10 protein-coding genes and 1 riboswitch are annotated in these 14359 nt (G+C 52.0%); of the genes, 5 read left to right on the top strand and 5 right to left on the bottom strand.

Translation table 11 applies throughout. The annotated features are described in order from the left end of the window. Window positions 1-9: 9 nt before the first annotated feature. Together thiD and PsAD13_RS21460 are read right to left on the bottom strand one after the other, a co-directional pair. The gene (gene thiD, locus PsAD13_RS21455) at window positions 10-813 is read right to left on the bottom strand and encodes a bifunctional hydroxymethylpyrimidine kinase/phosphomethylpyrimidine kinase (protein ID WP_063319410.1); all 804 of its coding nucleotides are present in this window, start codon (window positions 811-813) and stop codon (window positions 10-12) included. Then, window positions 813-1568, bottom strand: a complete 756-nt coding sequence (locus tag PsAD13_RS21460; RefSeq protein WP_063319411.1) for a hydroxyethylthiazole kinase — start codon at window positions 1566-1568, stop codon at window positions 813-815. The genes thiD and PsAD13_RS21460 overlap by 1 nt, the downstream gene beginning before the upstream one ends. 41 nt (window positions 1569-1609) lie before the next feature. Next, a riboswitch (TPP riboswitch) is annotated at window positions 1610-1718 on the bottom strand. A 210-nt stretch (window positions 1719-1928) separates the two neighbouring features. Here PsAD13_RS21460 and PsAD13_RS21465 point away from each other — a divergent pair. Further along, the gene (locus PsAD13_RS21465; protein WP_057462693.1) at window positions 1929-2165 is read left to right on the top strand and encodes an Lrp/AsnC ligand binding domain-containing protein; all 237 of its coding nucleotides are present in this window, start codon (window positions 1929-1931) and stop codon (window positions 2163-2165) included. 70 nt (window positions 2166-2235) lie between these two features. Here PsAD13_RS21465 and PsAD13_RS21470 read toward each other — a convergent pair whose 3' ends face one another. Then, entirely contained in the window at window positions 2236-4539 is a 2304-nt protein-coding gene (locus tag PsAD13_RS21470; protein ID WP_063319436.1) for a xanthine dehydrogenase family protein molybdopterin-binding subunit, read from the bottom strand. Window positions 4540-4941: 402 nt separating this feature from the next. Between PsAD13_RS21470 and PsAD13_RS21475 the strand changes: the two genes are divergently transcribed. After that, the gene (locus tag PsAD13_RS21475) at window positions 4942-5916 is read left to right on the top strand and encodes a DMT family transporter (protein WP_057462666.1); all 975 of its coding nucleotides are present in this window, start codon (window positions 4942-4944) and stop codon (window positions 5914-5916) included. Between the two features lie 68 nt (window positions 5917-5984). Here the strand turns inward: PsAD13_RS21475 and PsAD13_RS21480 are convergent, their stop codons facing one another. After that, entirely contained in the window at window positions 5985-7652 is a 1668-nt protein-coding gene (locus PsAD13_RS21480; RefSeq protein WP_063319412.1) for a long-chain fatty acid--CoA ligase, read from the bottom strand. A 241-nt stretch (window positions 7653-7893) separates the two neighbouring features. Then, on the bottom strand, window positions 7894-9609 hold the full coding sequence (gene ade / locus PsAD13_RS21485; protein WP_063319437.1) for an adenine deaminase: 1716 nt from the start codon (window positions 9607-9609) through the stop codon (window positions 7894-7896). A 481-nt stretch (window positions 9610-10090) separates the two neighbouring features. On the opposite strand from ade, the gene zwf reads away from it, so the two are divergent. The 3 genes from zwf to eda all read left to right on the top strand — a co-directional run bounded on the left by zwf (window position 10091) and on the right by eda (window position 14317). After that, the gene (zwf, locus tag PsAD13_RS21490) at window positions 10091-11563 is read left to right on the top strand and encodes a glucose-6-phosphate dehydrogenase (protein WP_063292807.1); all 1473 of its coding nucleotides are present in this window, start codon (window positions 10091-10093) and stop codon (window positions 11561-11563) included. Between the two features lie 238 nt (window positions 11564-11801). Further along, window positions 11802-13676, top strand: a complete 1875-nt coding sequence (gene edd, locus PsAD13_RS21495; RefSeq protein ID WP_063319413.1) for a phosphogluconate dehydratase — start codon at window positions 11802-11804, stop codon at window positions 13674-13676. Beyond that, entirely contained in the window at window positions 13676-14317 is a 642-nt protein-coding gene (gene eda, locus PsAD13_RS21500; protein WP_057460916.1) for a bifunctional 4-hydroxy-2-oxoglutarate aldolase/2-dehydro-3-deoxy-phosphogluconate aldolase, read from the top strand. Before edd ends, eda begins: the two co-directional genes overlap by 1 nt. The last annotated feature ends 42 nt before the right edge of the window (window positions 14318-14359 follow it).

A 14359-nucleotide genomic window follows, 5' to 3' on the forward strand; every position in this document is an offset into this window, starting at 1 on the left:
CTCCGCCTTTTATTCAGACCAGAATTCATGGAAATGGTGTACAGGCCCATGTCCCTCGCCTACGTCAAGCGTATCCGCAGCTTTAATCGCCTGACTAATATATTCTTTCGCTTCGCCAATGGCATCTTGCAGCGCCAACCCCTTGGCCAGTTCCGCCGCAATCGCAGAAGACAGGGTACAGCCAGTCCCATGTGTATTCTGCGTTTTATGTCTTGGCGCCGTATACCACCTCTCCACATCACGGGAGAGGAAGAGATCATCACAGGTATCATCAGATCCGTGTCCGCCTTTCAGCAGAACCCCGTTAGCACCCATGTCCAGCAGCAGTAACGCTTGTCTGTGCATGTCTTCACGGGATTCGGCTACCGGCTGGTCCAGTAAAAAGGCCGCTTCCTGCATATTCGGCGTAATCAACGCCGCCAATGGAAACAGCTTCTGCTTCAAGACCGAAACGGCGGAGTATTGCAACAAAACATCACCAGAAGTTGCAACCATCACCGGATCAAGGATGACGCGCTTAACATTATATTCCGCCAGCTTTGTGGCAATAACAGCGATAATCTCTGGCTGTGAAAGCATGCCGATTTTCACGGCATCCACCTTCAGGTCAGAAAAAACAGCATCCATCTGCTCCGCCACAAATGCTGGCGGCACATCATGAATACCTGTCACACCTTTGGTATTTTGGGCCGTCAGTACAGTGATGACACTGGCCCCATAGACACCGCGAGCCGAAAAGGCCTTCAGGTCTGCTTGAATTCCGGCACCACCACCGGAATCCGACCCTGCAATTGTGACTGCAATCGCACTCATTAGGCCAATACCCCACCTTTATTATTCATTGTTTCGAGCTTGAGACGCTCGTTGAACTGGTCAGCCTTCAAGCCATAAAGGGTATCGATGAAAGCTGGAGTGAAGCTTCCCGGTCCGTTCGCCTGCTCTGCGGCAATCTCGCCGCATACACCATAGACAGCAAGCGCAGCAAGCACGGCAAGTTCCTTATCCGGCTCGGTAGCGGCGAAACCAGCCAGCACACCGCCCAGCGCACAGCCAATGCCAGTCACCTTGTCCATATAAGCATGCCCATTGCCCACGGTGTAGGTCGTCTCCCGGCCAAACACAGCGTCCTCAATTCCGGTACGCACAATCAGTGTGTTCTCGGTGACAGCTCCACTCAGCCCAGCGCTCTCAGTCATGTTTGCTTTAAGGATCGAAACATTCTCTTTCAGAATATCTTTCGCAAACTCCATGCGAATGTCTGAGCGATCTACTTTAACCGGGTCCAGAACCACGGGCATAGATTTTTTGGCAGCCCCTTCAAGCCCAAGCCGAATACCATGCCGCCGCTTTCCATCCAGCGTACCAAGATTGAGGAGCAACCCGTCAACACTCTCGATGAATGCAGGAATTTCATCATGAGCCGCTGTCATGGAGGGCACTATGTTACAAGCCAACATGATGTTCGCGGTAAGGCTCTGCGCAACAGAGTTCGTCAGGCAATGAACCCGAACACCACGCTCACGCACGCTCTCAAAGACTTCCCAGAGATTTTCACTTGTGTAGGACATTTGTTTTCGCTCCCCTATAGATTACGGCGGGAACGATTACCTTGGTACTCATCCCAATTCCCTCCGCCGGCACAATCCGGATCAGGTTCTAGGAGTTGGCTTTGCGCCTCTCAGCCCGTCAGTCACTTCCGAGCACCCCCATTGGTTAGAATTTTTTGCTAGCAAACAAGAGAGCGAACTGCAAGCGGAAACGAGAGGCAGCGACAAAAGGCAACTGGGGGTAGATTTCGCTTAAAAAACGCAAAAGCTTGCAAAAAAACGCAGCTTCAACGCAAAATGCTCACAAAACAACGCAAACTCAAATTTGAGCGCATCCCTGAAAGACAAATCAGCCTTTCGGGACAGAAGGATAGCAGATTTATGATTCCGTTCTTTGTACAGATCAAATGCCAGCTCGGAAAAACCTATCAGGTTGCCAACGCCATCGCAGACGCGGAAGTCGCCTCCGAGATTTACTCCACCTCCGGGGATTTCGACCTGCTGGCCAAATTCTACATCGATGATAACGAAGACATCGGACACTTCGTTGCAAACAAAGTTCAGGTCTTCGAAGGCATCCAGGACACCAGAACCATCATCACCTTCAAAGCGTTCTGATACCTACGAAAACAGGCGGGACACCAGCCCGCCTGCACAATCTCTTTTCAAGCTTTACGATCTTGATAGCTTAATTCTGAGCGTCCTGAATAGCACTCCAGACAGCAACCGGCGTCGCGGGCATATCTATATGCTCAACACCTGCATTCTTGCGCAGCGCATACTGCACAGCATTCATCACCGCCGGCGCCCCTCCAATGGACCCAGCCTCACCAGCCCCTTTGATGCCCATCGCATTTGTCGTGGAAGGAACATTGCTCGTCGAGAAGTCGAAATTTGGCAAATCATCAGCACGTGCAACATGATAGTCCATGAAGGACGCTGACAGCAGCTGCCCGGTTTCATCATAAACCGTGTTCTCACAAAGCGCCTGCGAAATCGCCTGCCCCGCACCACCATGCACCTGACCAGCCAAAAGCATCGGATTCACCGTCACGCCAAAATCATCCACGATCACATAACTGACCACGTCCGTCTTGCCCGTTTCCGGATCAATCTCCACCTCACACACATGCGTGCCATTGGGATAAGTACATTCATCCTGCATGACTTTTTCCGCTGCACTCAAGGTCTCCGGTTGCGAACCAGCCACATCAACAAGGCTGACTTGTTGGTCAGTACCAACCACGCGCACCTGCCCGTCTTCCAACGTCAGATCCCCAACACCAACCTCAAGCTTCTCACTGGCGATCTCTTTGATCTTCTTAACCAGCGTTTCAGAAGCCGCTTTCACAGATGGCATTCCAATCGGAATGGACCGCGATCCACCGGTACCACCGCCAGTCGCAACACGGTCCGTATCTCCCTGCACCATCTCAACCTGATCAAGCTGCAAACCAAGATGTTCAGCAATGACTTGGCCATATGCAGTGGCGTGACCCTGACCGTTGCTCTGCGTTCCAATCAGCAAAGTAACGCTGCCGTTCGTGTTAAGCTCAAGCTTAGCTTCCTCACCGCCAGCAAAGGCACACGCCTCCACATAGGTCGATAGCCCAACACCGCGATACAAACCTTTTGCCTTGCTTTCCGCTTCACGCTCCGCAAACGTCGAATAATGAATCTCGTCCAGCGCCTTGGTCAGGTGAGTTCCAAAGGAACCCGTATCATACATGCGGCCAAGCGCTGTCGTATAAGGCAAAGCAGCGTCGGGGATAAAGCTCTGACGGCGGAACTCAGCCGGATCCATACCCATCTCATGCGCAGCTTTGTCTGCCAGCCGTTCCATCAGATAAAGCGCTTCCGGACGCCCAGCCCCACGAAACGCATCCACCGGCACTGTATTGGTATAAACGCCTGTCGCTTCCACCCATGTTGCGGGGATATCGTAAAGACCGGGGGTCATGGTGATGCCGATCTGAGGAATACCAGGGCCAAATTCGTGCAGATAAGCGCCCATGTTTGCAAGCACATGCACCTTGAGGCCAATCATCTTGCCGTTTTCATCAAGCGCAAGCTCAGCCGTGGATACATTATCCCGGCCATGCGCATCAGACATGAAGTGTTCAGTACGTTCCTGAAGCCATTTCACGGGATGACCAAGATGTTTTGCGGCAATCAGGCAAAGTGGGTATTCAAGATAGGTGAACATCTTGGTTCCAAAACCACCACCCACATCAGGTGTCACAACGCGGATATCTTTAGGGTCGACGTTGAGTATGTTCTTGGCAATCAGATCACGCATCCCATGACCGCCCTGCGTTCCAGTGGTCAGCGTATACCTGCCGCTCTCACCATCAAACTCGCCAATACAAGCTCGCGGCTCAATCGCATTGGACACCAGACGGTTGTTGATCACCTTGATCTTGGTAACATGATGCGCCTTCTGGAAGGCCTCTTCCATCGCCTCCTTGTTACCCATACCAATGTGAAAGGCCTCATTAGACCCATGCTCAGGCCACACAAGAGGAGCGCCGTCTTCTAAGGCTGCTTCAGTTCCGATTGCCGGATCAACATCCTCGTAGTCAACCTCAATCGCTTCCATCGCAGCCCGCGCTTGCTCCACCGTATTGGCAACCACAAACGCAAGAGCATCACCAACAAACCGGGCTGTATCAGAGCAAAGAACTTCACGATGAGGCACCCAGTGCTTCGTCCCATCCAGCTGTCGAAGCACCGCCTTACATGGGATAGAGTTCGTTCCTTCGATATCCGCAGCAGTCAAAATGAGCTGCACACCATCCATAGCCCGTGCTTCATCCACTCCTTCTAAAGTGAACTTCGCAAACGCGAGAGGAGACCGCAAAACAACGGCATGTGCTGCACCAGCCACCTTCAGGTCATCCGTGTAACGACCCTTGCCAGAAATAAAGGCAGCATCTTCTTTTCGGCGAACGGGAGCACCAATTCCAAACTTCGGTGTAGCAACCTGATTCATGAAAACCTCAAAAATCTGGAGAGCGACCCAACACCGCACCTCCCAATACAGCTTTTTACGTATCAGCAGAGAACGTACAGTGCTTTTCTCAGGCTGCAAGTGTTTTCTGGTTCACCACAGAGGTGTATTTTCCAGAGTGACTTAAGGTCATTATCGCATTATTTAGAGCAAATTACGGAAGGGTACTTGGAGCTCTAAGTTGTCGGCAGCTTCGTGCTTGCTGTCGAAACTCTCAAGCTAAAATTTGTTTTAGAATTTGACCAAACCGCAAACATTAGGTTATTTAAGCCATACACCCATCTGATCTTTGTTACGTTGTCCGCCCCCTGGCGCACACCATTTTGCACCAGACATCGGGTCTGGTCGTTTTGATCGTATCAAGGCAGCTTCGAAAGCAGTTACATGCCTGTTCCTTCAGCAGAGCCTGAAGGCAGCTCATCATCTGCTGCGTTAAAAACAAGGTTTTCCGCAAAATGGCAAAGCCTGTCTAATAACACACGCGGCATCTGCTGGGCCCTTCTGGCAACATTCCTTATGGCCGTCATGAGCACCATCATCAAGCTGCTCGGCGACCGCTTACACGTTACTCAAATCCTTATGCTGCGCCAGTTTTTCATGCTGGTGATCTCAGCTCCAATCATTATCAAAGGATTTCCGGGTTCGCTCAAAACACAGGCTCCACTGCTTCACCTGGGCCGCATCCTGCTTGCGTCCTCTGCAATGTATTTCGGCTTCACCGCAGTCATTCACCTGCCGCTTGCTGAAAGCACAGTGATTGGTTTTGCACGCACGTTTTTCATCACGATCTTTGCAGTTTTCTTTCTGAAAGAAGTTATCGGCATTCATCGAATTTCGGCGACTATCCTTGGCTTCATCGGTGTGATGGTCATCGTCCAGCCCGGCACCGGCGCGGAAATGAGCATCTACAGCTTCATGGCGATCCTGGCCTCAGCCTGTGCCGCACTCGTAGGCATCATCTTGCGCAAGGTCACTCAGGTTGATCAGCCCATCACGATCCTGACCTTTCAAGCAACCTTTGTCGGTCTGATCATGGCCCCTTTCGGCATCTATTATTGGGTATCAATCAACCTAAATGATGCGATCCTCCTGCTCTTGCTGGCAGGTGTTAGCTGGAGCGCCCAGATGAGCAACATTCAGGCCCTCAAGTTTGGTGAGGCCTCTGTGATTGCACCGTTTGATTATATCCGCCTTGTCTACGCGGCAATCATTTCTGTCGTAATCTTCGGCATCTGGCCGCTCTGGACCACATACCTTGGTGGCGCAATTATCGTTGCAGCTTCCCTTTACACCCTGCACCGCGAGACTGTGCTGGGCAAGAAGGTGGCAACTGGAACAGCGCCCACGAAAACGCACTAAAGCAAACGCTAAGCTCAAGCAAAAAGCCCTCGCAAATGCGAGGGCTTTTCTTTGTCACAAAGTAGCTATCAACTGGCGTTTTCAGTGCTACGTGTCTTGGCAGCCTCTTCCTCAACCAGCTCTTTCTTGGAGAGCTTACCAACCATGGTCTTTGGCAGCTCCTCACGGAATTCAATCGCCTTCGGCATCTCAATCTTGGAGATGTGCCCCTTCAGGAAGTCTTTCAACTCTTCTGTAGTCGCGCTCTGACCATCCTTCAGCTTCACAAAGGCCTTCGGTGCCTGACCGCGATACCCGTCTGGAATCGCAATCACGATAACCTCAGCAACGGACGGATGCTGATAAAGCGCTTCCTCGATCACACGAGGGTAAACGTTGTAGCCAGAACAGATGATGAGGTCCTTGATGCGATCAACAAGGAAAATGAAGCCCTCATCATCCATGTAACCCACATCACCAGTGTGCAACACACGGCCACCTTCCAAAGTCTTGGCGGTCTCATCAGGACGGTTCCAGTAACCCTTCATGACCTGCGGGCCGATGATGCAAAGCTCACCTTTTTCGCCTTGTGCAACGATCTTCTCAGGCTCATCCAGATCACGAAACTCAACAGTCGTTCCCGGCATCACAACACCGATAGAACCGTCTTTGCCAGTTCCGTCCATCGGGTTAGCTGAGGCAACCGGAGAGCTCTCTGTCAGACCGTAGCCTTCCACCAGAACGCAGCCTGTCAGGGCTTCAAACTTTTGCTTCACTTCAACAGGCAGCGGCGCTCCACCAGACATACAATAGCGGATTGATGTCAGGTCATAGTTCTTCGTCAACTCACTGTTGTTGATCGCGGTGTAAAGCGTTGGCACAGCAGCAAACAAGGTTGGCTTCTTCTTCGCAGCCAGATCAAGCAGTTCTTTCAGATCAAACCGCGGCATAAGCAGCATCTCAGCAGCGCCTAGAATGGAAAGGTTCTGCAGAACAGTCATCGCAAACACATGGAAGAATGGCAGCACACAAAGTGTCTTCTCGTAGCCGCGCTTCAAGCCACCGTAATGGCTTTCCAGCATCTCCATGTTTGACGTGATGTTGTAATGCGTCAGCATCGCACCCTTAGGCACACCAGTCGTACCACCGGTATACTGCAGGATCGCCACATCTTCCTTCGGCTCAATCTCAACCGGAGTAATGCCTTTAGACTTTGCAAGAAAATCTTTGAAGCGGATGTGAGCTTTATCAGCTGGAATGTTGGAAACATCCTTCCGCTTGAACAGCTGGAACAACAGCTTCTTAGGCTGAGGCAGAATGTCAGCCATCGGACATACAATGATGTTGTCCAGAGCACCTTCTTGACGAACAGCTTCCACACGATCATAGATCACAGAAAGATCCATGGTCACCATGATGCGTGCGCCAGAATCCCGCGCCTGGAACGCGATTTCGCGCTCAACATAAAGCGGGTTGAAGTTGACGACGACACCGCCAATTTTCATGATCGCAAAATAGAAAATGGTGTAGTACGGCGTGTTAGGCAGACAAAGGCCGATCTTGTCGCCCTTCTTCACACCCATCGCCTGCAGGGCACCTGCAGCACGCTCAACGAAATCTCCCAATTCGCCGTAGCTTGTTGATTTGCCCATGAAGTAGATAGCCGGACGGTGCGCATAATTTTTGACCGTATCATCCAGATAGCTATCGATAGTACGAATTGGAAATTCCACTTGTCCCTCACGACCTGTCGCCATGCGCAGATCTCCTCCCCGAATTATTATAGTTCTTCAGACGAAGTTGACAGGAAACCGAAGCTGAGCGCCAAGGTTCATGTGCGCAACATATCAGAAAAACCTTATATCATCATGCTTTGCGTGGAATTTGCGGTAGGTTTACCATTGCGTCAACCCAGACATACGGTTGACCTTCAATGCGACACATTACTCAATTCCACTGATTTTTTCTCGAGAACCCAAGAGATATCAAAGCTCTGCTCTATTGAATGAGTTGAAAACTCGACACATCAAAAAGCCCAAAATCAGTAATTTTAAGGTGGGGAATAACCGGAAGAGGCAAGAATGCGACCTGCAAAAACGGCTCTGGTAGAACACAATTGAGCGATTTTGCAGCTTTGCGCAGCACTTCCAAACGCTCTTTGACCACCTCAAATCGCTCCAAACTCATCAATCCGGCAAGTGGCAGTTCCATCTCAGCCAGCACTTCTTCACCTTCAGCAACCACAAATCCACCGCGCAACGCAATGCATCGGTTCACAGCAATTGCCATGGCCTCTTCATCAGCGCCAACCACACAGATGTTGTGACTGTCATGTCCAACAGAGGAGGCAATCGCACCCGATGTCATTCCAAAACCGTTTACAAACCCTGTCGCAATATTCCCTGTCTTTCCATGACGCTCCACAACAGCCACTTTGATAGCATCCTGCCCCAAGTCGATCTGGGAATAATTATGCTCAACGGGCAAATCCCTCTTCAGATGCTCGGTGATAATCAGCCCCGGTTTCACACCAATCACTGATGTTTCGCGCTGCGCAGGCACACGGAAGCTTTCTGCATGCACTGGTTCAGCATGGCAACTATCCAGCAAACCTTCCGGCTCAATCAACTTGCGGCTGGCAAACAACTCATCCGAAACCACACGCCCAGCACTGATCACCTGATCCACATCACAGCTTTCCAAATCATTGAGCAACACAATATCCGCACGCCAACCCGACGCGATCAATCCGCGATCTCGCAGACCAAATGCAGTGGCTGCTGACCAGCTTGCCGCACGGTAGACATCACGAGGTGCGCATCCATGAGCAATCAAGCGCTTGATGAGACAATCAAGATGTCCCTCCTCCGCAATATCAAGTGGATTCCGGTCATCCGTACAAAGCGCAACAAAACTGGCCCGTTCAGGCGTCAGGACAGGCGCTAAAGCATCCAGATCTTTAGAGACAGATCCTTCTCGGATCAGGATCGTCATGCCCTTAGAGATCTTCTCCAATGCTTCTTCTGCAGTGGTCGCTTCATGATCAGTCCGAATGCCCGCGGCAAGGTAGCCATTCAAGGCTTTGCCACGCACCAAAGGCGCATGACCATCAATATGCTCACCTTCAAACTCTGCAATCTTAGCCAAAGCATCCGGATCACCGGCCAACACACCGGGGAAGTTCATAAACTCCGCCAAACCAATAACGCTTGGATGGTCCTTGAACGGCAAAAGATCATCAATCTCCAATTGAGCACCAGCTGTCTCAAATTTGGTGGCAGGCACACAGGAAGACAGGTTCACCCGCAAATCCAGAATGGTCTCAACAGAGCTGTCGAGGAAGTACTTGATGCCAGCAGCACCGGTCACATTGGCAATCTCGTGCGGATCACAAATCGCAGTCGTCACACCGTGAGGCAGCACACAACGATCGAACTCAAACGGTGTCACCAACGATGATTCCACATGAAGATGGGTATCGATAAAGCCCGGCACGGCAATCTTGCCGCTGCAGTCGATCTCGTTCACACCGCTGTAGTTGTCATAAGTCCCAACAATCTTCTCGCCGGAGATCGCAATGTCGGTCTTCGTCAGACTGCCGTCGATCACATTGAACAGCTCAACATTCTTCAACACCAGATCGGCTGGCACATTGCCCTGCCCCTGATCGATGAGTGTTTTTAAACCGGCAACCTTTTGCTGACGAGATCCCATGCCATTTCCTCCCAGAGGAAGCATAGGGCATGCTTCCTCATTTATATTTCCCTTGGGGTAAGCCTAGCAAAAGATCGCAAGCTCCCCAATGCCGCCATTACAAATGCTTGTTGGAATTGTACAAATCATGACAGTCAGAAAACAAAACCCACAGAAACTGCATTTTTTGGATGGCGACTTCCCCTTTCAGTACGCCGAACTGCCTAGTTTCTAGGCACATTCGTATTTTTGCTTGCATTTTGATGAAACCCGCATCAAACAGAGGTGCAATTTCATAAATGCAACCTTTGTATGAGTTTTGATGCAGATAAGAGCAGTCTAACTGCCAAGCTTGCGGCTCACGTCCGCGCCTCTCACAACTCTACAATCAAATTTAATTCAGTTGGCCTGCTGGCTTGCTCCTGCAAATTTTCCAACTGATACCGCATGCCAAACAATTGAAGCCGGATATCCGATACCGGCTCACGACTAAGGGAACTCCATGGCGAACCGTCCAGCTCAATCTGACCCATTTGATCTCGTTGTTTTTGGAGGCACCGGCGATCTTGCACACCGCAAGCTGCTCCCAGCTCTCTATCATCGCGAACCAGTCGGTCATCTGGGCGAAGACGCGCGCATCATCGCAGTTTCCCGCCGCGAGCTCAGCGATACAGAGTACCGCGACTGGGCCCGTACTGCCATTTGTGAGCACGTCGCTGAAGTAGATCAGGAAGCTCTCGAACGCTTCCTCGCTCGTATCCAATATGTGTCCGTTGACGTTGCTCAGAACACCGGTTGGGAAGCTCTGGAGCAAAAGCTTGCAGGCCGCGAAGACGTTGTCCGCGCTTTCTACCTCTCTGTTTCTCCAGACTTCTTCGGCCCAATCTGCTCCGCGCTCGGCGAACATAACCTCGTGACAGAAACGTCCCGCGTGACCATCGAAAAGCCGATCGGTAAGAACGGCAGATCTGCTCACGAAGTTAACGAAACCATCGGTTCCGTGTTCAAAGAACACCAGATTTTCCGTATCGATCACTACCTCGGCAAAGAAACCGTTCAGAACCTTATGGCTCTGCGCTTTGCCAACGTACTGTTTGAGCCACTCTGGAACGCGGCTCACATCGACCACGTACAGATCACCGTGGCAGAAACACTCGGCGTTGAAAGCCGCGCTGGTTACTACGACACCGCAGGCGCTCTGCGCGACATGGTCCAGAACCACCTGCTTCAGTTGCTTTGCCTCGTTGCTATGGAACCACCTGAGTCCATGGCACCAGACAGTGTGCGCGATGAGAAACTGAAGGTGCTCAAAGCCCTCCGTCCAATGAGCACCGAAATGGTCGAGCGCAACACAGTTCGCGGTCAGTACCGTGCTGGTGCATCCGCTGGCGGTGCCGTGAAGGGTTATCTGGAAGAGCTGGGTCGCAACGATTCCAACACTGAAACCTTCGTAGCTGCCAAAGTAGACATCGAGAACTGGCGTTGGGCCAACGTTCCGTTCTACCTGCGCACTGGCAAACGCCTTGCCGCTCGTGTTTCCGAAATCACCATCCAATTCAAAGACCTGCCTCACTCCATCTTCCTGCCAGATGCTGGACGGATTGCTGCAAACAAGCTGGTCATCCGCCTGCAGCCAGATGAAGGCGTGAAAATGCAGGTGATGATTAAGGACCCGGGCCCGGGTTCCATGCGTTTGCGCGAAGTACCGTTGGACATGACCTTTGCTGAAGCCTTCAGCTCCCGTCATCCGGATGCTTATGAGCGCCTCATCATGGATATGATCCGCGGCAACCAGACCCTGTTCATGCGCCGTGACGAAGTCGAAGCAGCATGGACATGGATCGATCCGATCCTTGAACAATGGTCCCAAATTAAAGAAGCTCCAAAGCCTTATACCTCGGGCACGTGGGGTCCATCTGCTTCCATCGCACTTATCGAGCGTGATGGCCGTACATGGCATGATGAAACATATTGATTAAATACCAGGTGCCGGTCCGCTGGCACCTGGTCACCTTTGCAAGTATTTCTCCCACTTGCGCCAATCCCCGAAAAAATCAAAATTGCCTACGGGCAGAGTTGTCAGAATAAAAATTAGGCTCAGAATTTAAATCGATTAAAACGACCAAAAACAGGGATTTCCTCCTCCCAGTCCCGCATCTGGTCATTCGGTTTGACTGATGAAAAGTCAAAGAACAAAAGGCAGAGCACAAGACATGGTTCACCCTCGCCTCAAAGAGATTACAGATCGCATAATCGAGCGTAGCGCTACGAGCAGACAAGACTATCTTCGTCGCATGAAAGCGCAACACACAAACGCACCACAACGCACAAACCTCGGTTGCACTAACCTGGCACATGGCTTCGCAGCCTGTCCGGCAGCTGATAAACAGCACCTCGCCACAGACAAGCAGCCAAACCTCGGCATCGTCACCGCCTACAACGACATGCTCTCCGCGCACCAGCCATACGAGAGTTACCCGGAAATCATCCGCGAAACAGTCCGCAAAATCCAAGCAACAGCTCAGGTTGCTGGCGGCGTACCAGCCATGTGCGATGGCGTGACACAGGGCCTGCCAGCGATGGACCTGTCACTGTTTTCCCGTGATCTGATCGCAATGTCCGTTGCCGTTGGGCTGTCACATGGCATGTTTGACGCAGCAGTGTTCCTCGGTGTGTGCGACAAGATTGTCCCGGGCCTGCTCATCGGAGCCTTGTCCTTCGGTCATCTACCGGCAATTTTCCTGCCTGCTGGCCCAATGACCTCCGGCATTGCCAACGACGAGAAAGCTCGCATTCGCCAGCTGTTTGCAGAAGGCAAAGCAACCCGCGAAGAACTGCTTGCTTCTGAAAGCGCGTCCTACCACTCTCCTGGCACCTGCACTTTCTACGGCACCGCAAACTCCAATCAGATGCTGATGGAGATCATGGGCCTGCACATGCCGGGCAGCTCCTTCATCAACCCGCTCACACCCCTGCGCAAAGCATTGGTTGAAGAGGCAGTCACACAAGTTGTCGAACTCACCGCGCAGCGCAGCACACCTACGCCGCTCTTTGAGATCATCGACGAACGCGCAATCGTAAACCGTGTCGTCGGCTTGCACGCAACAGGCGGCTCCACCAACCACACCATGCATCTCGTCGCAATCTCCGCCGCCGCTTGCATTCAGCTCACATGGCAGGACATTTCGGATCTGTCCGAACTCGTCCCGCTGCTTGCCCGCGTTTATCCAAACGGCAAAAGCGATGTAAACCATTTTGAAGCAGCAGGCGGAATGGGTTTCCTCATTCGCGAACTGCTGGATGCAGGTTTGCTGCACAAAGACGTAAAGACAGTCAACGGAACAGGCCTGGACGGTTACACCGTCAACGTCTTCCTTGATGACAAAGGCGGCGTCCTCCGCAAGGCAGCACCGGCTAAGGCATTGGATGAAACCATCCTTGCGCCAATGTCCGTTCCGTTCAACAAAGACGGTGGCCTCAAAGTCCTCACAGGCAACCTCGGCTCTGCCATCATCAAAACCTCTGCTGTCGCACCTGATCGCCATATCATCGAAGCCCCAGCTCAGGTCTTCCATACGCAAGAAGATGTTGAAGCAGCCTTCAAAGCTGGCAAACTCAACAAAGATGTGATTGTCGTGCTCCGTTACGTTGGTCCGCAAGCCTGCGGCATGCCAGAAGCCCATAAACTGACACCACCTCTTAGCGTTGTGCAGAACCGAGGGTATAAAGTCGCACTTGTAACAGATGGCCGGATGTCCGGCGCCAGTGGCAAGATCCCAGCTGCAATTCATGTTACTCCCGAGGCGATGGATGGTGGACCAATTGCAAAGGTAAGGGACGGTGACTTGCTGCGTCTTGATGCAGTAAGCGGTACGCTGGAGCTGCTTGTTCCTGCAGATGAGTTTGCGCAAAGGCCTGCCGCACCTGCTGACCTACAAGCTTACCAGAGTGGAACCGGAAGAGAATTATTCGCAAGTTTCAGAGCAAACGTGAGCTCAGCCGATACCGGCGCTCGCCTCTTCAATCTGGAACAGACAAACAAAACCCAACGGAATGCTGACACAATCAGCGCAATGGAGACAGTGTAATGGCTCAAAATATCGAGCGCGTAGAAGCAATCATGACCGCCGCCCCGGTGATCGCAGTTCTCATTGTCGATGACCCCAAAAAAGCAGTTCCAATGGCACAAGCCCTCGTGGATGGCGGCATCCCGGGCATCGAGATCACACTGCGCACTCCAAACGCTCTGGACTGCATCAAAGCAGTTGCCGACAACGTCGAAGGCGCTCTGGTTGGTGCCGGTACCGTTCTCACCCATCAGCAGTACGAAGCCTCCGTCAAAGCAGGGTCAACATTCGTCGTTTCTCCGGGCGCAACAGACAATCTGATCGCAGCTGCTGAAGATTTCCAGCAAACTCCTTTACTTCCGGGCACGTGCACTCCGTCTGAAGTGATGAAGCTGCTGGAAGCAGGCTATGAGCGTCTCAAGTTCTTCCCAGCTGTTCCAGCCGGCGGCACTCCGATGTTGAAAGGTTTGTCTTCTCCTCTGGCTGCGGCTAAATTCTGCCCAACTGGTGGTATCAACCTTGGCAACGCACGTGATTTCCTTGCTCTGCCTAACGTCCTTTGCGTTGGTGGGTCCTGGATCGCAGACGCAAAAGCAATTGAATCTGAAGACTGGGCAGGCATTGAAAAGCGGGCTCGCGAAGCAGCTGCATTGACTGTTTAATCGCAAACCATCACGATTGATTGCATTGAATTTCTTACCCGG

Origin of the sequence: Pseudovibrio sp. Ad13 (genome assembly GCF_001623225.1) — a bacterium.
In the GTDB taxonomy this organism is placed as follows: domain Bacteria; phylum Pseudomonadota; class Alphaproteobacteria; order Rhizobiales; family Stappiaceae; genus Pseudovibrio.

Excerpts from the sequence above, each read along its gene's own strand:
- PsAD13_RS21470 (WP_063319436.1), bottom strand. The coding sequence starts at position 4,539 with ATGAATCAGGTTGCTACACCGAAGTTTGGAATTGGTGCTCCCGTTCGC.
- edd (WP_063319413.1), top strand. The coding sequence starts at position 11,802 with ATGGTTCACCCTCGCCTCAAAGAGATTACAGATCGCATAATCGAGCGT.
- PsAD13_RS21480 (WP_063319412.1), bottom strand. The coding sequence starts at position 7,652 with ATGGCGACAGGTCGTGAGGGACAAGTGGAATTTCCAATTCGTACTATC.
- PsAD13_RS21475 (WP_057462666.1), top strand. The coding sequence starts at position 4,942 with ATGCCTGTTCCTTCAGCAGAGCCTGAAGGCAGCTCATCATCTGCTGCG.
- PsAD13_RS21460 (WP_063319411.1), bottom strand. The coding sequence starts at position 1,568 with ATGTCCTACACAAGTGAAAATCTCTGGGAAGTCTTTGAGAGCGTGCGT.
- ade (WP_063319437.1), bottom strand. The coding sequence starts at position 9,609 with ATGGGATCTCGTCAGCAAAAGGTTGCCGGTTTAAAAACACTCATCGAT.
- PsAD13_RS21465 (WP_057462693.1), top strand. The coding sequence starts at position 1,929 with ATGATTCCGTTCTTTGTACAGATCAAATGCCAGCTCGGAAAAACCTAT.
- zwf (WP_063292807.1), top strand. The coding sequence starts at position 10,091 with ATGGCGAACCGTCCAGCTCAATCTGACCCATTTGATCTCGTTGTTTTT.
- eda (WP_057460916.1), top strand. The coding sequence starts at position 13,676 with ATGGCTCAAAATATCGAGCGCGTAGAAGCAATCATGACCGCCGCCCCG.
- thiD (WP_063319410.1), bottom strand. The coding sequence starts at position 813 with ATGAGTGCGATTGCAGTCACAATTGCAGGGTCGGATTCCGGTGGTGGT.